This is a genomic window from Marinomonas gallaica (genome assembly GCF_049821165.1).
Classification (GTDB): domain Bacteria; phylum Pseudomonadota; class Gammaproteobacteria; order Pseudomonadales; family Marinomonadaceae; genus Marinomonas; species Marinomonas gallaica.
Genome location: NZ_CP187511.1, coordinates 252,199 through 271,577 on the forward strand (window position 1 = coordinate 252,199; position 19,379 = coordinate 271,577).

16 protein-coding genes are annotated in these 19,379 nt (G+C 46.2%); 8 read left to right on the forward strand and 8 right to left on the reverse strand.

The annotated features are described in order from the left end of the window. Nucleotides 1–153 precede the first annotated feature (153 nt). Nucleotides 154–2,124: a sigma-54-dependent Fis family transcriptional regulator gene (locus ACPUEK_RS01200; RefSeq protein WP_425642008.1), complete on the forward strand. Its 1,971-nt coding sequence runs from the start codon at nucleotides 154–156 to the stop codon at nucleotides 2,122–2,124. Between the two features lie 44 nt (nucleotides 2,125–2,168). On the opposite strand, the gene ACPUEK_RS01205 is transcribed toward ACPUEK_RS01200, so the two are convergent. After that, nucleotides 2,169–2,585 (reverse strand): MarR family winged helix-turn-helix transcriptional regulator, encoded by a 417-nt coding sequence (locus ACPUEK_RS01205; RefSeq protein WP_067215726.1) that lies wholly within the window; start codon nucleotides 2,583–2,585, stop codon nucleotides 2,169–2,171. A gap of 9 nt (nucleotides 2,586–2,594) precedes the next feature. Further along, a complete protein-coding gene (gene dmeF, locus ACPUEK_RS01210; protein WP_067033261.1) occupies nucleotides 2,595–3,524 on the reverse strand; it encodes a CDF family Co(II)/Ni(II) efflux transporter DmeF in 930 nt (309 codons plus the stop codon). Nucleotides 3,525–3,726: 202 nt separating this feature from the next. Here dmeF and ACPUEK_RS01215 point away from each other — a divergent pair, with 202 nt between their 5' ends. Next, nucleotides 3,727–5,163 (forward strand): SLC13 family permease, encoded by a 1,437-nt coding sequence (locus ACPUEK_RS01215; protein WP_425642009.1) that lies wholly within the window; start codon nucleotides 3,727–3,729, stop codon nucleotides 5,161–5,163. 27 nt (nucleotides 5,164–5,190) lie between these two features. Then, complete coding sequence (locus ACPUEK_RS01220) at nucleotides 5,191–6,057, forward strand: LysR family transcriptional regulator (protein WP_425642010.1); 867 nt, start codon at nucleotides 5,191–5,193, stop codon at nucleotides 6,055–6,057. Here the strand turns inward: ACPUEK_RS01220 and ACPUEK_RS01225 are convergent. From ACPUEK_RS01225 to ACPUEK_RS01235, 3 genes are all read right to left on the reverse strand, one after another. Further along, entirely contained in the window at nucleotides 6,043–6,792 is a 750-nt protein-coding gene (locus ACPUEK_RS01225) for a metal-dependent hydrolase (protein ID WP_425642011.1), read from the reverse strand. The genes ACPUEK_RS01220 and ACPUEK_RS01225 overlap by 15 nt on opposite strands. A gap of 265 nt (nucleotides 6,793–7,057) precedes the next feature. After that, nucleotides 7,058–9,004 carry an EAL domain-containing protein gene (locus tag ACPUEK_RS01230; protein WP_425642013.1) on the reverse strand — a complete coding sequence of 649 codons (1,947 nt, stop codon included), beginning with the start codon at nucleotides 9,002–9,004 and terminating at the stop codon, nucleotides 7,058–7,060. Then, the gene (locus tag ACPUEK_RS01235; protein ID WP_425642014.1) at nucleotides 8,997–9,479 is read right to left on the reverse strand and encodes a hypothetical protein; all 483 of its coding nucleotides are present in this window, start codon (nucleotides 9,477–9,479) and stop codon (nucleotides 8,997–8,999) included. Before ACPUEK_RS01235 ends, ACPUEK_RS01230 begins: the two co-directional genes overlap by 8 nt. Nucleotides 9,480–9,948: 469 nt before the next feature. Between ACPUEK_RS01235 and ACPUEK_RS01240 the strand changes: the two genes are divergently transcribed. Continuing rightward, a complete protein-coding gene (locus ACPUEK_RS01240; protein ID WP_425642015.1) occupies nucleotides 9,949–11,253 on the forward strand; it encodes an alginate export family protein in 1,305 nt (434 codons plus the stop codon). Nucleotides 11,254–11,628: 375 nt separating this feature from the next. Next, nucleotides 11,629–12,936 (forward strand): methyl-accepting chemotaxis protein, encoded by a 1,308-nt coding sequence (locus tag ACPUEK_RS01245; protein WP_425642017.1) that lies wholly within the window; start codon nucleotides 11,629–11,631, stop codon nucleotides 12,934–12,936. Nucleotides 12,937–13,014: 78 nt separating this feature from the next. Here the strand turns inward: ACPUEK_RS01245 and ACPUEK_RS01250 are convergent, their stop codons facing one another. Together ACPUEK_RS01250 and ACPUEK_RS01255 are read right to left on the reverse strand one after the other, a co-directional pair. Beyond that, nucleotides 13,015–14,286 carry an O-acetylhomoserine aminocarboxypropyltransferase/cysteine synthase family protein gene (locus tag ACPUEK_RS01250; RefSeq protein ID WP_425642018.1) on the reverse strand — a complete coding sequence of 424 codons (1,272 nt, stop codon included), beginning with the start codon at nucleotides 14,284–14,286 and terminating at the stop codon, nucleotides 13,015–13,017. A 136-nt stretch (nucleotides 14,287–14,422) separates the two neighbouring features. Beyond that, the gene (locus ACPUEK_RS01255; RefSeq protein WP_425642019.1) at nucleotides 14,423–14,884 is read right to left on the reverse strand and encodes an Lrp/AsnC family transcriptional regulator; all 462 of its coding nucleotides are present in this window, start codon (nucleotides 14,882–14,884) and stop codon (nucleotides 14,423–14,425) included. A 141-nt stretch (nucleotides 14,885–15,025) separates the two neighbouring features. Here ACPUEK_RS01255 and ACPUEK_RS01260 point away from each other — a divergent pair, with 141 nt between their 5' ends. Further along, the gene (locus ACPUEK_RS01260; protein ID WP_425642020.1) at nucleotides 15,026–16,066 is read left to right on the forward strand and encodes a zinc-dependent alcohol dehydrogenase family protein; all 1,041 of its coding nucleotides are present in this window, start codon (nucleotides 15,026–15,028) and stop codon (nucleotides 16,064–16,066) included. A gap of 151 nt (nucleotides 16,067–16,217) precedes the next feature. After that, nucleotides 16,218–16,985 carry a zinc-dependent peptidase gene (locus ACPUEK_RS01265; RefSeq protein ID WP_425642021.1) on the forward strand — a complete coding sequence of 256 codons (768 nt, stop codon included), beginning with the start codon at nucleotides 16,218–16,220 and terminating at the stop codon, nucleotides 16,983–16,985. Between the two features lie 15 nt (nucleotides 16,986–17,000). Here ACPUEK_RS01265 and ACPUEK_RS01270 read toward each other — a convergent pair whose 3' ends face one another. After that, entirely contained in the window at nucleotides 17,001–18,407 is a 1,407-nt protein-coding gene (locus ACPUEK_RS01270; RefSeq protein WP_425642022.1) for an SLC13 family permease, read from the reverse strand. A gap of 188 nt (nucleotides 18,408–18,595) precedes the next feature. Here ACPUEK_RS01270 and mtgA point away from each other — a divergent pair, with 188 nt between their 5' ends. Then, nucleotides 18,596–19,273: a monofunctional biosynthetic peptidoglycan transglycosylase gene (gene mtgA / locus ACPUEK_RS01275; protein ID WP_425642023.1), complete on the forward strand. Its 678-nt coding sequence runs from the start codon at nucleotides 18,596–18,598 to the stop codon at nucleotides 19,271–19,273. The last annotated feature ends 106 nt before the right edge of the window (nucleotides 19,274–19,379 follow it).

A 19,379-nucleotide genomic window follows, 5' to 3' on the forward strand; every position in this document is an offset into this window, starting at 1 on the left:
TATTACAGGTGTAACGCTGATTGTTACAGGTGAAATTTTAACTATTTGATCGCCAAAACAGTGGTTGTAAAGAAGTCTAGAAAGGTTCTTTTTTCGGGGGTAGACTGAAGGCAGTCAAAAATAAATATAAATAGACCAAAACAAGGTGTGAGCATGAGCAATATGAGTCAGCAGCGCCGTCATATAGAAACAATATTGAGCTATGGCGGCCATCAAGCGATTGGTAATAGCACTCCTCCAGAGTTAATAGGCCGCTCTTGGCAGCGCTGTATCAACGAATACGGTTTAGACCCTAGCCGACCCAGACCGGCTCGTATTGTGACTCAGCAAACCTTACTGGAACATCAAGACTCTGTAGATGAATTGTTGAACGTCGCACGTGCGGGTGTAGAGCAGCTGTTCACGCAAGTGGCGAGTTTAGGCTATGTTTTATTACTCAGTGACTATCGAGGCATCACTGTTCAATTTCTAGGTAACATCAAAGACGATGAACGGTTGCATAAGGCGGGGCTGTATTTAGGTGCGGATTGGAGTGAGCAATACGCAGGGACTTGTGCCGTAGGCACCTGCATCCAAGAGCAACAGGCGCTAACCTGCCATCGTACTAATCATTTTGACAGCTCTCATATTAACTTAACCTGTACGGCCGCACCGATTAAAGATCCATTTGGTCAATTGCTGGCCGTGCTAGACATATCAGCTTTAGACTCTCCTCGCACATCTGACAGTCAAAACTTTGCACTGCATTTAACCCAACTCTACGCACGCTTAATCGAAGATGCCTACTTTTTGCGCCGCTATCGGCACAGTTTGATATTCAAATGTGATCAATCACGGGAACTCGTTCAAGTGAATGGGCAGCTGCTATTCGCATTAGACGAACAGGGCCAAGTGTTGGCGGCAAATACCGCTGGGCGTGACCTGTTGTCTCAATGCCAAGTCACTGATCAAGCGACTATTTCCCTACCCAATTTATTGGAGTGTCAGTGGCGGGATATTTTATCAATAACTTACGAGAGCAAAGACGGTATTCGAGCCTTTCGTTTAGCCGGTACACAGCAAACCCTATTTGGCATGTTGATTGAGCCAACCCTGAATGTCTCTTATCAAAGACATCTTTCCAATGTGCTTGCTAATCAAGAAGAACCTGTTTCCGAGCTTGATTGTTTGTGTGCTGATGACCCAGCCATGCGAAAAACCATTAGCTTGGCAAAACGCTTGCGTCATCGTGATATGAACTTGCTGATTCTGGGTGATACAGGAACGGGGAAAGAAGTGTTGGCTCAAGCGATTCATACCAGCAGCCAACGATCCGAGGAACCATTTGTCGCAGTCAATTGCGCCGCTATACCAGAGTCCTTGATTGAGAGTGAGCTGTTTGGCTATGCGCCAGGCACATTTACTGGAGGCCGTGCAAAAGGTGCCAAAGGGTTAATTCAACAAGCGGACGGCGGCACACTTTTTCTAGATGAAATTGGTGATATGCCACTGCATTTGCAGACGCGTTTATTGCGAGTGTTAGCCGAAGGCCAGGTTCTACCGTTGGGAGCAGTACAACCCGTCAATATTGATATCCGTGTGCTAGCCGCTACCCATTGTGATCTGTCACAGCGCATAGCCGATGGGCATTTTCGCGAAGACTTGTTCTACCGTTTAAATGGCGCAACTTTAAAATTGCCGACACTTAATGCACGTGCTGATAAGCAGTATTTGATTCAGATACTCTTAAAAAAGATCAACCCAAGCGTGAGGTTGCGGGCCGATGCGATGAGTGCATTGCTGGCTTATAGCTGGCCTGGGAACATTCGTCAGCTTAAGAATACCTTGACGTTTGCTGAAGCTATTTGCACGTCTGATGAGATTACAGTGCAGCATTTACCGGAAGAGTTTACGAACCACCATCCTCACACAGAGGTCTCTCATCTCTCGCTTCGAACAACGCCATCGGTCAGTACTGCGATGCAGGACAGACCTTCTGACTCATCCGAATGCGCGTCTCTATTAGAGTTACTACAACAGCAGCGTTGGAATGTTTCCGCTGTGGCGAGAATATTAGGCATCTCTCGTCCTACTGTGTATCGACGTATGGCAAAGCAGCATATTGTGCAGCCAAAGAATTGGTAATGGGAGCTAACACAAGGTGTGAGAAAAAAGAGGCTTCTCCTCGTTTAAAACTCTTGGTTCACTTTATTCAGTAACGCCATCAACGTATGACGTTCGTCTTCACTAAAGTCTTTGCTTAGATCTTCGGTTAAAGAAAGGTGTAACGCATTGTGATGCTCATGAATCGCTTGCCCTGCTTCCGTTAAAGCAACCGTAATCGAACGGCGATCGTCTTCGCTGTGTTGGCGCTTTACCAAGTCGAGTTTTACTAATTTTTCCACTTGGACCGTTAACGTGCCCGTGGTGATGCCCAGCTGATTAGCCAACGACTTCATGTTCATCGCGCCATAATTCCCCAGCACTTCCAGCGTATGAATCTGTGCCAAGGAGTACTCTGACTCTCGCACGACGGACGACTCCCACGACGCCATTTTGTCGTAAAACTCTGTCAGTGCTTTGTTTAATGAGACGATTGTAGACATATGTCGTTCCTATGCGGGGTTCACTTCAACAACAAGGTGATCGATTTTATCAAAGTCTACCAAGAGTTGCTTGAAGAAAGCAGGTTCACGCATCTGTTCATCTTTTAGTGTCAAGGTTGCACAGAAATGATCCGCACTGACTTTCCAAATGTGGATGTCCAGCAGCGATACACCGGCATTGTCGAGTTTCATGACAATTTGTTGTTGATACGTTTGCTCAATAGCCTTATCCAACAAAATGGGCGACGTTTGTTTCATTAACCCCCACGCCCACTTGGCAATGATGACACTCCCGACAACGCCCATAATAGGGTCTAACCATGTCCATCCGACAAACTTACCAACGAGCAGGGCAACAATCGCCAACACTGACGTCAGGGCGTCCGTCAGCACATGTATGTAAGCGGCTTTTAAGTTGTGATCATCGTGATGGTGGTGGTCGTTATGCTCGTGAGGGTGATCATGACTGTGTTCATGCGCCCCCGAATGATCATGATTGTGGCCCAACAACAGCATGCTCAGCAGGTTAACGATTAAGCCAATCACTGCTACAGCAATCGCCGCATTAAACTCAATCTCAACTGGGCTGACCAGCCGGTGTATCGACTCAAACAGCATGCCCAATGCCACCATGCCTAATAGCATGGCACTGGTATACCCCCCTAATACGCCGACTTTGCCCGTTCCGTAAGAAAACTGACCACTGCGGCTATGCTTACGTGCGTATCGATACACAAACAAAGTAATACAAAACGCCGCGGCATGCGTTCCCATGTGCCAGCCGTCTGCCAACAGTGCCATGGAACCAAATATCGTCCCCGCGCCAATTTCTAGCACCATGGTGACAAACGTTAAAGCTAGAACATAACGCGTACGTTTTTCGTTTTCTGAGTCGAAGTAAGAAAATTGATCAACTTTGGTGCAGTTAGGGATTGTCATAATAAATACTTTGATTATCAAATATAAGTAAATGATAGATAACTTGATCATCAAAGTAAATGTCACCCACTAAAAATACAGATAACTCACTGGATTTGGATGAGGAGCACTCAAAGATACTTATACCCCTCAAGATAAACGAATCGATCCGGATCATGACTCGTGCCAAAGTTGCCAGTAAGAATCATTAATGGGGTACGTTATGTCGAACACTTCCAACCAGCCATCAGGCGTTGCCAATCAGGTTCCACCTAGGTCCAAAAATGCTTTTTGGCCTGTGCTTAACATTGCCTTAGGGGCGGCTTTTTGCGCAGTATTCGGGATGTGGTTTTTACCTGTTGAGCAAGCCGCGATGCTGGGCATTTTAATATTTTCTGCGGCGTTGTGGGCCACCTCCTATGTGCCTGAGTTTTGGCCGGCTATTGCCCTCTTTGCATTTATTACGGTGACGAAAATAGCGCCTGGCAACATTGTTTTGTCAGGCTTTGAGTCATCGACATTTTGGCTGTTGTTTAGCGGTATGGTATTTGGCGCAGCCATTAAGTTTACTGGGCTGAACCAAAAAGCGGCAGGTTTACTGATTCAAATACTCGGAGCAAGCTATCGCAGCGTCATCACTCGAACGGCCTTTTTCGGTGTTCTACTTGGATTTTTGATTCCCTCAGGCATTGGTCGCGTTGTGCTATTGATACCTATTGTGGTCGCTATTGCCGACCAATTAGGCTACGAAGAAGAATCAAAAGGTCGCTATGGCATGCTACTCACGGCGTCATTCGGAACATTTCTACCTTCATTCGCCATCTTGCCAGCTAACGCCCCCAACATGCTGCTTTCAGGAATCAGTGAAGCTCTATACGATAATCCACTTTCATACTGGGATTATCTGTTACTGCACTTTCCAGTCTTAGGGTTAACTAAAACCATTGTCCTCATTGCAGTGGTGTTATGGCTATTTCCTGAACGAGACCCTAGCCATCAAGTTAAACCAGTAAATGCTCACCCACAAGACAGTTGTTTTTCCCGTAAAGAAAAACAACTGCTACTCATTTTAGTACTCTGTTTTGTCGCATGGTTAACGGATAGCCTGCATCATGTTTCGCCAGGATGGATAGGCTTAATCGCTTGCGCAGTGTGTCTCTGGCCCAACTCGGGTCTAACCAGTGAACACTGTTTGAGTAAAGATATTAACTATGGTCCGCTGTTTTTTGCAGCGGGAATCATCGGCCTCGGTGCAACGATTGCTTATACTGGATTGGGTGAATCAATGGTCAATGCGCTGACTCAGATTGCTCCTTTTGTAGAGGGCGAACACACTCTTAATTTGGCCTTGATAACAGGTATTTCCATCTTGGTCGGTTTGGTCGCTAACTTAGCGGGTATTCCAGCCATTATTACCCCTTTAGCGGCTGATCTTGCAGACATTACAGGACTGTCTAGCCATGCAATTGTGATGTCGGAGGTGATGGCATTTTCCAGTGTCTTTTTACCCTATCAAGCGCCACCACTTATTACCGCTATAGCACTGGGCAAGCTACCGCTCGCCGCCGTCAGTAAAGTATGCATAATCCTCTTTGTTACTACTGTTTTAGGGTTATTACCTTTGAACTTTCTCTGGTGGCAAATCAATGGCATGCTATAAATACTGGCTATCTCTCTAGGAAAGCATATGGACATTCATCAACTTAAAAGTTTTGCCTCCGTAGCCAATGAAGGCAGCATTCGACGTGCCTCCGAGCTGCTTTTTCTAAGCCAACCCGCGGTCAGCGCACATATTAAAGCGATGGAAGAGATATTAGGCGTTTCTCTGTTTGAAAGAACGCCAAGCGGAATGACGCTTACGGAAGACGGGACGCGTTTGTTGCCTAAAGCGCAACATACCCTTCAGGCACACCAGCGTTTTTTAGACGAAGCTAAGCAAATCAAACACAGCCTCAGCGGAAAACTCATCATTGGTGTGGCGGCCAATACCAGCTCTCAAGCCTTAGGTGCTCTGGTCAGTCGCTTAACCGAACACTACCCCGATATTCAGATGGATATCCTGCATGCGCCGTCACTAGATATTCAAGCTGGGCTTATTAACGGTCGCTTTGATGTGGCGTTTTACAATGAAGGCGACATCCCCCGTCCAGAGCAAAACGTTATTCAAGTGACTCAATTCGGCGTAGACCTAGTCGCACCAGCAGGACTGCTTGACCGTTCCAAACAACAAGATTGGTGTTACTTGGCACAACAAACATGGGTGATACCAAGCCCTTCGACTTGCTGCGGTAAACTGGCGGAAGCTCTGTTTCAACAACGAGGCAGCACGCCTAAGCAGCTGATACGCGTGGACGATGAAAAAGTGCTTCGGACGCTGATATCGGGTGGTGTAGGTGTTGGCTTGTTACATCAGGATGTTGTACAAGAAGCTCGCCTAGAGGAAGAGGTCGAGCTGATTATGACCGTCAAATCAGCTGTTCCTGTCTATTTTACCTACTTAAAAAATCGCGCATTGGAACCCATTATTCAAGCCGCCTGCTCAAGCATTCAGTAATCTAGCGCTCGTTTTCTGAATAAATTCTTGCAGCCCATTCATCCCTTGAGCTAACCATTCTACTAAGTGTACTGGTTCGGGTATCCAACTGAGGGCTAGCTGCCAATCACTGGTATCGGGGCTAAGCCAATAGCCTACAACACACCCTAAAACCAAGGCCAGTGTTGCCAGTGGCTCGCTCCAATCGGTCAACTTTAGCGCTGTGCCAAATGAGCGTTTGATGCGCATACCTGACAGTTCAATACTGTACATTTCATCCAGTATTAAATGGATGGTCGCGCCTAAAAAAACGAAGGCTCCAATGCCCCACGCCGTCTTCGCATCTAACTCAAACAAGTGATAGACGATGGGCACGATCACCGCAACGAAAAAGAGATTCGCTAAGACACTGTGTAACGCCCCTCGATGAACCGTAAGCTTCTCAAATAGCCAACGTACTGGAAAGCGCACCACAAGATAACCCACTGTTGCCACACCAAGCACTTGCCAAGGCAGCAGTTGATCCATCGTTGAAGCAATCATTAGACCTGCTATTAATGCGCCAAATAATCTAAACACTATCCGGATGGCAATAGATTCATCAGCATCAATGTCGGGGAGTAAACCGCCGAGCGTGCCAGCCAAGGCATAAAAAATTGCTTCATTCGTTGTCGCAAACCCCATTATAAAAGCACTCGCAGCTAACGGTGCGCTGAGCACAGCAGCCACAGTAACATGGGTTTTAAAATCGGCCATTGGTCGATGTCCTTATTGCGTTTCTATCAGGTGATACACAGGCTTTAGAGAGGCTAAGCCGTTAGTGGGCGCATACTACAGGAATCATTCTGTGACGTCTTGAATTGCTATGCATGTCTCACGTCATCTTACAAACAGCTGGCAAATCACAGAGGAAAAACAGACAAGGAAGTCGATCTAAGAAACCTATTATTAAGCAATAATAGGGCGAGGTGATCGCTAAGTGACTAATAAAAAATGAACTCAAGTGGCACTAAAGCGGCGGCTATTGGTTCGTAACCAAATCAAATGCTGCGTCTTCTGTTAACGCAGAGTAGAAGCAGTCTCCTTGCGCATATCTAATACCTACCTCTTGTACGATCTGAGCTTGCTCCTCTTGATCAACGCCACCCGCGACTATCATCGCATCAAAAGCACTTATAAAGCTCACTAGCCCACGTAACAATTCTCTGGATGTATTAGACACAACAACGTCACGAACAATCTCTTCTGCCAGTTTGAAACGAATATCTTCCACTGCCAATAACGTACGAATATTACTAGAAGTACAACCGAAGTCATCGATCGAGAAATTAAAACCCATTCTACTCAACGCAATCAGATTACGATTAGAAACACTGTTTCCTTCCATTTCTTCGTATTTCGAAAGCTCTAGAACAATGTTAGTTTCTTCAACGCGCTCTTCTTCTAAAATCGCCGTCATCTCTGATGCTAAATTTGGATCAGACAACAATAAAGCCGAGAAATTAACCGCTATATTAAGGGTCAGATTGTTGTCATGTAGACGTTTCGATAGTCGCAGCGCACGTCGTAAAACTAAACATGTTAGCGCCTTAATCTGGCCATTGGTCTCGGCAACCTCAATCAGCTTCTTAGTCTCAATAGGGTGACCTTCGCTTATATTCCAACGAATTAAGGCTTCCAACGCAAAAATGGCACGGCCTTTTGTCAAGTCGACTATCGGTTGAAAGTGTACGTCAATTTTTTGTTCTGCTATGGCGACTGGCAAAAGGCTGTGAATCAACTTACGTGAGGCGTATTGCTCCTGCATACTGGCTTGGAATATAACAATACGGTTTTTACCCATTTCTTTTGCAGAATACAGTGAAAAATCCGCACAACTTAGAATTTCGTCGATAGTACAATCCCCTGACAAGCTACTCCAATGACATATGCCAGCGCTGATCGAAAAGCGAATAGGGTATTCTTGACCCAAGGTTAGCGCTTCTACCTGTGCTCTAATGTGCTCCGCACAAGCTTCTGCAGCGTTCAATGCCCCCGGTACGACTAACGCAAATTCGTCACCACCAAATCGGCACGCTAACCCCTCACCTGCTGACTGACTACTTAGAATATAAGCAACATCTTTTAATAAACGGTCCCCGACACTGTGTCCAAGTGCATCATTCACTTCCTTAAAGCCATCTAAGTCCATCAGAACAATGGAAAAGTCTGGTTTTTCAAAAGCGCTTAACTGATTAACATATTTCTCAAAGCCATCGCGATTGGCGATCTGCGTTAATGGGTCGGTCAATAATAACGTCGACTTTTCCTCTACCAAGTTATGCAATTTGGTATTCAGTCTTCGTGTAATCAGTAATTGAGAAACAACGTAGCTTAGGAAAAGCACGATAATCGCGACAAAACCAACCTGGATATGCTGAATTCTGGAGAGTATATTTAAATTAGTGACGGCCAGTTGAGTTTGCATTTGCGTGCGTCTACTCCATGCAAACTCAGCCAATTTGCCTAACCGCTCAGAAAACCTTACTTTAAGATCGTATAACGGCTCGTAGGATGTAATCTCTCCCGACTTTAAAGAGCGAACTGCATCGTCAAAAGACGGTAATGCCTTCGCCAGCTCAGGAATGAGTACTGAATCTATATCCTTATCGCCAAAGGCTTCTGTATAGCTGCGCGTATTAATCGAGTTTACCCGAGACCAGAAAATATCCAATGCGAGGATCACGTCATCATAACTATATTGATCCGAACCGCGAGCGTATTGCTCTGCGTAATCAAATAACTCCCCTGCTTCGCGGGCCATTCGTCCGGTTTCTTCCAAGCGAGAAGAATAATAAAGCGGCTGATCGACTCCTTGCTGCAATTTTACAACTTCATGAAAGATTGCAAACGATAAGGTGACAAGCGCAATCGCACCGACTAAGAACAGACTTCTTCTGAGTGCGGCTGCATTCTTAACTTTACTCAACGATGATCTCACTCATTTGCCAAACACTGCGCGACGTATATAACTCGCCTTTCAACTCAGGGTAAGCTTCATTAGGATAAACGACCCACGCTGGGCCTCGCTCTCTAAGGCTAAAGCGCTTACCGTCAATCTTATAGGCTAAAATCACATCAATATTCTTATAATCAGAGGCAGGTAAGACGACTTCGTATCCATCAAACGCTTTCAAAATAAGATCGCCCATCGGAGCACCAGAGGCCTTAATAACATCGCGAATCAAGGGGCCACTTACATGACGAACCGCCCCATCTGTTGCTGGCAGTGTGGCATTAAACGAGGTGTTTTCTAATGTACTAAGCACATCACTGGTTAATAGAAAAGTGATCGATCCGTCTGAAGTGCTTACTTTAATTGGCCTTTGTTCAGCAGCAGCTGCCGACATACATGTAGCGATTAGAAGAAAAACAAGGATTCTGCTTTCAAGTACTTTCAACATGTTTTTTCCCTTTCAATAATTAATATTTCTGCTACCAAGCATAGGAGCATGTAATCGGCAACCGGAGAAAATCATAATACTCTGAACAGAAATAGAGCGCCAACTTTGGCCGCGACGCCAAGAACTGTTAATCATTGCCTAATAGCAAGCGCACAATGCATTTATTTCGTCTTGTCTTTTTCGAGCCACACCTCCCTTTTTAAAACAGGCGTATTAGGAAGCAGAACGAGCCTCACCCAAGCCACAAAAGTGCATTTATTTTGCAAAAATAATGACAAACTAAGCAAATATGTCCCCAAAGGAATAGATATTAGCACGGTTGAATTTGCTAGTTTCGATAAAGCGATGACACGAGCACCCCCTATCCATGGTGAGGTTTTGTTTCAAACAGCCTGCGGCTTTCTTGCAAAAGATGCTGAATAGCTTGGAATAACGTGTCGCACTTTGGACTCAACTTCAGGACTCAACCATGAATGACTACAAATACTGCATGACCAAGAAAGTTTTGCCGGTGATCATCGCCTCTGCGATGGCAACCTCCGCAAGCGCTTACAACGTCTATGAACAAGACGGTACAGAACTGAATCTAGACATAGAAGCCATATTCGGTATGTTTTCGAGTGACCACAATTACGGCACGATTGGTGAGAAGTCAGCTGGTAGCTCGTCATGGAAAGAGGGATATATTAAATATGGTTTTTCCGGTAGTCATACCTACGCAGACAGTAAAGCCAGCGTATACGGCGGCTTAAATGCTATTACCTCCGGCACATGGGGCGACGGCGACGCGGCCGGTTTCTCGAAAGGTAATGAGCGCGAAACCGATCTTGAAGACGCATTCGTGGGCTGGCGCTCCGGCAACTTGATGCCAGCGCTTGGTCAGGATGGCTTAGACATATCTTTCGGTCGACAGAACTTTGTGATTGGCGATGGTTTCCTAATCAATGGTGACGGTCTGAACTTTGGTAATGCTTTCGATGGCAGCCTCAATCGTGGCGGCGGTTACTGGCTTGCTCCACGTAAAGCGTTCGATCAAACCGCTGTGGTTCGTATCGGTGGCAGTGAAGGCGCGCGTGCCGATGTTTTCTGGCTAGATTCTGATAACGTTGCTCAAAACAAAATGGAGCTAGCAGGTATCAATACCGAATACGTCACCCCAGAAAGTACATTGGGTACCATGTATATTAAGGGCTTAGATGCCGAAGGTAATAATGCCCGTGACGGCCAAGAAACCATCAGCCTGCGTTACCAAGGTAATGCTGGTGTTGAGAATCTATTCTTGTCTGGCGAATATGTCACTCAAGAAAGTGGCGACACTGGTGACAATGCTGACGCGTGGTACGTAGAAGCGGGGTGGACCTTCTCCGATGTGGCCTGGTCGCCAAGTGTGAATTACCGATACGCTCAATTTGATGATGGATTTGACCCGCTTTTCTATGGTTTCAATCGCGGCTACGGCACTTGGTTCCAAGGAGAGGTTGCGGCCAACTTCGCCGGGCCATTTAATACCGGTTCAGACATTCAGCAGATTGCCATCAAAGCCAACCCAACAGACACGCTGACCGTCGGCGCCCTGCTCTTCGACTTCGGTGGTACGAGCGGCGGTATGATGGATGCTCAGGAATTGGACATCTACGCCGAGTGGGTGGTTGCATCGAACCTGATTATCAGTCCATTAGTAGGGCTGTACTCGCCTGATAACAAAAACTCAGTTCAGCTCGGTGATAACGACACCAATGTATACGGCCAAATTATTGCAATTGTCCCGTTCTAGCTTGAGTATATCGAAAGCCTGTCAGTCTCTGCGCGGCAGGCTTTTCTGCGACTGCGCACGACTTAAACAAATGTGGAGCATTAAAATAGACGCTCTGATACTCACATACGGTAACGCATCGCTTACATTACCTTGCAACTCGACACACTGAATGTGTTTAAAATTTCTTCGTTAAAACTAAAATCATGAACATACGTTACAGGTATGTTATGAACTTCTTTTCAGAATGCGAGACACCCAAAAGACCTGCGACATATACCTTTGATATATATCAGATTTTAATTATAGTTAATCTACGTACGATATATTTTCTTATTCACACTACAGGATTGGCGGTTACAAGAAAAAGTTATCGGCCACAACAGGAGTATGTCAATGTTTTTCAGGTCTTCAAAAACACGCGATACAGGGACGATAAAAGTCTCGGATATCAATGCAGATATCATAGAATCGATGAAGAAGTTTTGCCCCGTTATTACGTTTTCTCCAGATGGCGAAATCGAAGACGCTAATGCATTGTTCTTGTCCGCAATCGGCTACTCCTTAGATGAAATCAAAGGCAAACATCACCGTACGCTGTGCCCTTCTGCCGTCACAAACGCGAAAGACTACACTTCTTTTTGGTCAACCCTCGCGCGAGGCGAAAGCCATTCAGGTACGTTTCTGCGCCGTCGAAAAGATGGCAGCGACCTCTGGATTGAAGCGACCTACTTTCCGATCTTCTCGGATAATAAAGTCATCAAAGTCTTTAAAATCGCAGCGGATATCACAGAAGCCTATGAACGAAATTTAGCGCGTGGCTCATTAATTGATGCCATAGATAAATCCAATGCCATCATCGAATTCACCCCAGATGGCACAGTCGTTCAAGCGAACGCAAACTTTGCCCATGCACTGGGTTACAGTAGTGAGAAAGAGCTTCCTGGAAAGCATCATAAAGAGTTTTGTTTTGACGAGTTTTATCAAGAAAACCCAAACTTTTGGAAAGAGCTATCACAAGGCGAAGTCAAATCTGGTCTGTTTAAACGTCAGCGTAGAAATGGCGATATCGTTTGGATTGAAGCCACTTATAACCCCGTTTGGAACAATGAACACAAAGTTACTAAGGTTGTTAAGGTTGCGACGGACATTACCGATCGCGTAAACAAACAGCTCTCTATTCAGCGCGCCGCTGAAGTGGCACACAGCACCTCCGTCGAAACCGCTCAGGTATCGGAACGCGGTGCAACCATCCTGAAAGATACGGTGACGAATTCAGAAAGCATCGTCGAAGATGTAAAAACCTCTAGTAACCTGATTGAAGACCTGAATCATCAATCTGAAGAGATTTCTAAAATTGTTGATACCATTGGCTCGATTGCCGATCAAACTAACTTGCTTGCCTTGAATGCAGCCATTGAAGCGGCGCGTGCAGGTGAACATGGACGCGGCTTTGCTGTCGTCGCCGATGAAGTACGTACTCTTGCGGCTCGAACCAGCAAGTCAACGGATGAAATTAACGACATGGTGAACAAAAATACCCAGCTCGTTGCCAAAGCCAAAGAGAGCATGATTAAAGTGAACGCTCAGGTGCAGACCAGCTCCGATAATATCCGCGAAGCATCGGGCATTATCGATGAAATTCTCAAAGGCGCGGAGCATGTGTCTCACGTCGTTGGAGATTTAGTTCAGTCGTCTGACTAGTACGCAAAACAAGAAACGAGCGCCTCTCAAATCATTGGGAGCCACTCGTTTTTTTATTCACACAAAGAAAGAGTGTGTTTAAGCTGCATCAAGCGCTTGGCGGATATCTGCAATGATGTCGTCAATGTGCTCAATGCCAATTGACAAGCGCACCATGTCTTCACTCGCACCCGCTTTTTTGAGCTCTTCCGCATTCAACTGGCGGTGTGTCGTCGAAGCTGGATGACAGGCAAGCGATTTCGCATCGCCAATGTTTACCAGTCGTAAGATCATTTGCAACGCATCGATGAAACGACCACCGGCCTCAAGGCCACCTTTGATACCAAAGCTGATGATACCTGACGCTTTACCGTGAGTAATCTTCTGACACGTTTCGTAGTAAGGGCTGTCCGGTAGGGCTGCGTAGTTTACCCAGCTTACTTTTTCATGCTGCTGCAAAAACGCGGCGGCTTTCTCCGCATTTTCACAATGACGCTCCATACGCAAGCCAAGTGTTTCAATGCCTTGTAAAATCAAGAAAGCATTTTGGGGAGACAATGCCGCGCCAGTATTTCGTAATGGCACCACACGACAACGACCAATATAAGCGGCTTCACCTAGAGCTTCGGTATAAACAACACCATGGTAAGAAGGATCTGGTTCGTTTAATGCTGGGAAGCGTTGGCTGTTTGCTTTCCAATCAAACTTTCCTGAGTCGACAATCACGCCACCCACACTGGTTCCGTGGCCGCCCATATATTTTGTTAGGGAATGCACCACAATGTCTGCACCAAGTTCAAATGGACGACATAGGTAAGGCGTCGCGACAGTGTTGTCGACAATCACAGGAATGCCATGTTTGTGTGCCACGGCAACTAAGCGCTCAATATCGACAACATTCCCCGCAGGGTTGCCAATTGACTCACAGAAGATGGCTTTTGTTTTGTCATCAATTGCCGCTTCAAAACCCGCGTAGTCATCGTGAGAGATCATGCGCACTTCGATTCCTTGCTTAGGAAAAGTATGCGCAAACAGATTATACGTACCGCCATACAGCTGACTCGTACTCAGGATATTATCACCAGCTTCTGCGATACATTGAATTGCATAAGTAATCGCCGCCATACCTGAAGCAACTGCTAGTGCACCAATGCCACCCTCTAATGCAGCCACACGTTCTTCTAGAACGGCGTTCGTTGGGTTCATGATACGTGTGTAAATATTGCCAGCCACTTTCAGATCAAACAGATCTGCGCCGTGCTGCGTATCGTCAAATGTGTAAGACGTGGTTTGATAGATCGGTACAGCGGCAGCTTTGGTGGTTGCTTCTGAGGTATAGCCATGGTGAAGGGCTAGAGATTCAAATTTCATAGCGAGTCCTTTGTTATTTTTAATCAATATGTTGTCGAAAGTCGTTACTTTTTCCACTCAGACGTTATCCCAATTCGCGGGGGCTGTCATGGTCATTTTCCAACCAAATTGAAGAAGCATTGCCATCCTTATACAACTAGACTGGCAGCCGTGTTGATGACTTTAGCTCTCGTAATGAGATATTCGAAGAGATCGCGGACACGCCAGGAAGCTTGCGCAATACTTGATCAACAAAACGGCTGTAATCGTCTAAGTCTATTGCCACCACTTGTAAAAGAAAGTCTGCCTCACCAGTGGTATTGTGGCACGCCATGACATTGTCGCACTGCTCAATAGTGCGTTCAAATCGCTCTGTCGTTTCAGCGTCGTGCTGATTACAGGTCAATTGCACAAACGCCATGACGCCAAAGCCTAATTTTCGACGATCTAAGTTTGCTTGGTAATCGATAATTACGCCCTCTTCTTCAAGCCGTTTCAAGCGCCTCCAACAGGCTGTTTCGCTCAATGCCAGCTCACTGGCAAGTTTGGTATTACTTAACTTTCCATCTTTTTGCATGCGTTGAACAATCTTCGCATCCACTCTATCCAAACCACTCATTGAAAGAACTCCCTCATAAAAATCATATTTTAGAAATACTATTCCATAAAAACCCCATTATTTAACTAAATAAGCAACGTTATTTCTGTCAATGAGCGTACGCTATTTATTATATTTTGATTACTCTATAGGAGCACTTCTATGAAAGCAGTGGTGTATGAAAGCTTTACAGCACCCCCTAAAATTATGACCGTTGATGACCCTACCCCTGAAAATCACGGTGTGGTCATCAAAGTCGAAGCGACTGGTGTGTGTCGCAGTGATTGGCATGGCTGGATGGGGCACGATCCTGATATCGTTCTGCCACATGTACCTGGACATGAATTTGCTGGCGTCATTGAAGCCGTGGGTAAGGATGTCAAACGATTTAACATCGGTGACCGTGTAACAGTACCTTTTGTAAGCGGTTGTGGCTCCTGCCCTGAATGTCATGGAGGCAATCATCAGGTATGTGGTAACCAGACTCAGCCTGGCTTCACTCATTGGGGTTCCTTTGCCGAGTACGTCACCATTCATCACGCCGATGTAAACCTTGTTACGTTGCCAGAAACGATTGATTTCACCACCGCAGCCAGCCTTGGTTGTCGCTTCGTGACCTCATTTCGTGCCGTCGTCGATCAAGGCAAGGTGAGCGCCGGACAATGGGTTGCCATACATGGCTGTGGTGGCGTAGGTTTATCTGCCATTATGATCGCCAACAGCATTGGCGCTAATGTCATTGCCGTAGACATCACCGAAGACAAACTTGAGCTGGCTAAATCGTTAGGCGCTTACGCCACCATCAATGCCAGTACGGTAACCGATGTTCCTGAAGCCATTAAAGAGCTCACTCGGGGTGGCGCGCACGTTTCGATGGATGCACTCGGCCATCCATCCACGTGCATCAACTCGATCAAGAGCTTAAAGAAACTAGGTAAGCACATTCAGGTGGGCTTACTGCTTGCAGAACAAGCCACACCGCCGATCCCAATGAACTTGGTTATTGCGCACGAATTAGAAATTTTAGGCAGTCATGGCATGCAAGCATTTCGCTACGACGCCATGCTTTCTATGATTAAAACAGGCAAACTAAGCCCTGAAAAGTTACTCGGACGCACCATTAGCCTTGAAGAATCGATTGATGCTTTGACCAACATTGACACTATTAATCCTCCTGGCGTGACCGTTGTCACCCGTTTCTAGTTTCGTCCGCCTCAGTAGCCCTACTTGATTCTACAACAGCCTTGCCTAATATGCGGGGCTTTTCCTTTTATCGGCCATCGTAACAAGACGAGAACTATTATAGGGTTAACAAGCTCATCGCCTTACAACTGCAATGAAACTAGGTGTTAATATGTTCGATACAATCACGCACTGGTGGGAAGACCGTAAGATCAAACAACTGCCCGTCACCCGAGAGCAATGGGAAGCCGCTAATGCCGAATGGCCGGTGCTATCTCGTTATCAAGGGAACGAGCGCGATGAGCTTTATCAACTCACATTGCGCTTTTTAGTTCATAAAACCATCACCCCAGGCGGCGATGCGGACATCACAGATGAGATGTGCTTACGCGTTGCCACCATGGCCTGTGTGCCAATCCTTAACCTTGGTTTAAATTGGTACGATCACTGGCAAACAGTGATCCTCTATCAAGGGGATTTCATCCCCAATCGACCCTATATCAGTGACGATGGTATCGTTCATAATCAAGCGCCGGGGCTCAGTGGCGAAGCTTGGTTACGCGGCCCAGTGATTTTATCGTGGGCATCGGTCTGCGCCAGCGGCGCTCATAGGCGCCATGGCCATGCCAGCAACGTAGTGATTCATGAGTTTGCTCACAAGCTCGATATGCTACGCGACGGTGCCAATGGCGCTCCACCGATGCACTTAGGAATGAAAGCCGGTGAATGGCATGATGTGTTTACCGCGGCATGGCAGCAACTTGAACAACGCTGGCAGCACCATGCGTCTTTACCTTTAGATGAATACGCCCTCACCAATCCCGCCGAGTTCTTCGCCGTCTGTAGCGAAACCTTTTTTGAAGGCCCTCAAGCCTTAGCCAGCCATTTACCCGATGTCTACCGCTTGCTGTGTCAGTTTTACCGTCAAAAACCACTGTAAACGAAGCGTACGCGGTTATAGCATGCCAACGATTTGCCACCATAAGATATTAAGCGGTAGCAATACAAACAGTGTGATCACAAACGTAATTAAGCAGACTTTACTCACGATGCTCAGTGGTAGCTTACCAAGCGCCATGGCGGTAATCAGAGGAGGCGCTTGATACGGTAACAGTACGGTGGAAAAGGCCATCACTTCTGACATCACGATGGCGTAACTCGACAGCCCGGTAATGTCGGCTAAATCCGCTGCCAAGGGCGTGATGATCGCCGGAATACTCGATAAATTTGCGATGATCCCTACCAATAACGATATGGCGGTTACCAAAGCTAAATTCAGAACATGAGCGCCTTCTTTAAACGGCGCGATGTGCGTTAAAGCATTCACCATGGAATCGCCTAATCCCGTGAACGCAATGGTCGCACCAAGACCGATGATCCCAGCGGCAAAAAATAACGGCCCATAGTTCAAATCCTTACTCAAACATTGCTTACTGGTAAAGCCACCGTTTGGCCAGAGCAATACCGAGCACGCTATCAACCCAATCCAACCGGGAGAAATATGGTGCAAGCTATCGGTAAACCAAGCACAAAAGCAGGCAATCAAAACCAGTAAAAGTTGCTTTTCTTTCGCGTTGAAGATCGGCTCTGACGTGTTTGACTGAGGCTGTTGCACTGAATGGCTAGGGTCTTGAGCTGGGAACAACCACAAGATCACTGCAATCACGACCAGCGCTTTGGCAAGCCCTAACACCGGAAAATGCAGCACCAAATAATCCCAATAGGACAACGTGTTGCCGTACAAGGCTTCATTGATACCCGATAACAACATATTGGGGGCATTAGCGGGCAAAATAGAAAACGATGGAAGAAAGGTACCAAAAGCGGCCGCCAACAGAATACCGTAACGCCCTTTTGAGCCTTCTTGATAACCTAGCTGATCAGCAATAGCGACCACTATAGGGATCAATAACACCACTCGCCCAATCCCTGACGGAATCAAAAATGCCAAAAACAAGCCGAACATAACGGTACGAGTGATGACACTGCGATAACGCTGCCCTAATATCTGTATCAACAAGCGAGCGACTTTATGATTCAGCCCCGTGAACTGAATCGCAGCGCCAAAGACCATACCGCTGAACAATAACCAGAATGTAGATGAAGTAAACCCTGATAATACAACACTGCCGGGAGCAATCTGCGTTACGGTAATCAATCCAAACAGCGCCACCGCAGGCCAGTATTCTGGTACATAGGAAGTCGCCCACAAGGCAGCACATAGAATCAATATTCCTAGCATCGCCGCTTGTATTGAAGGTAAAAACAAAGTTCCAATAACAGCGATCAACGCTGATACCAGCGTTATTCCTAACACTGGCCAAAACGAATTAACCTCAGTTTTGTTCTGCTCAACCGACATCCATTTTTCCTTTTTTGTTGTTATCGTGTCTACACCATAACAACAATGATGATTGACACTCATTCAATTACTAACAACTCTTATTCATTTAAGGGTATTGGCCGTCGCAAACTCTTCAACATTGTGCACAGCCAAAACTTGTTATGATGTCAACAAATAGGTGGCTACTTTCTTTTACCGAGGATGAAATGGCAAAACGTAAACGTGGTGTGATTCGTTGGATTTGGTCCATTCTTTGGAAAGTCTTGCTATTACTGATGCTGGTATTACTGCTGTTTCGCTTTGCCCCTCTGCCAACGACCGCTTTCATGTTGCAAAGTCCTTATCCAGTGACTCACAAATGGGTACCTATTGATGAATTGCCGACATACCTGCCTTTAGCGGTGGTCGCATCAGAAGATCAACGCTTCCCCAATCACTTTGGTGTCGATGTCAAAGCCATCAGTAATGCTTTACATGATTACGGCGATGGCGAAAGTTTACGCGGCGCCAGCACGATCACTCAACAAACGGCAAAAAATGTTTTTCTATGGCCAGGTCGCAGCCTGATTCGTAAAGGGTTGGAAGCCGGTTTAGCGCTTAGCTTAGAAGCTATTTGGGGCAAACAGCGCATCTTAGAAGTGTATTTAAACATTGCTGAATTTGGCCGAGGTATCTATGGTGTAGAAGCAGCGAGTCAACATTACTTTGGTCGCTCTGCGCGGAACATTACGCCACGCCAAGCCGCTCGTCTTGCGGTTCTATTACCAAGTCCGCGAAGCCGCAACCCTAATAGCCTTAGCGACCCACTACGCGAGCGCGTATCTTGGATAGAACGTCAAATGGATCAATTAAGCGCACAACATTTATCCGCTATTTTAAATTAAGTGTTCACTCATGCACTCTAAACGCCTTAAAACGTTTCTTGCTTGGTTATAAAATAAGCATTGCATAGCCGCAATTTACTTCTATAATGCGCGAGTTTTCATAATG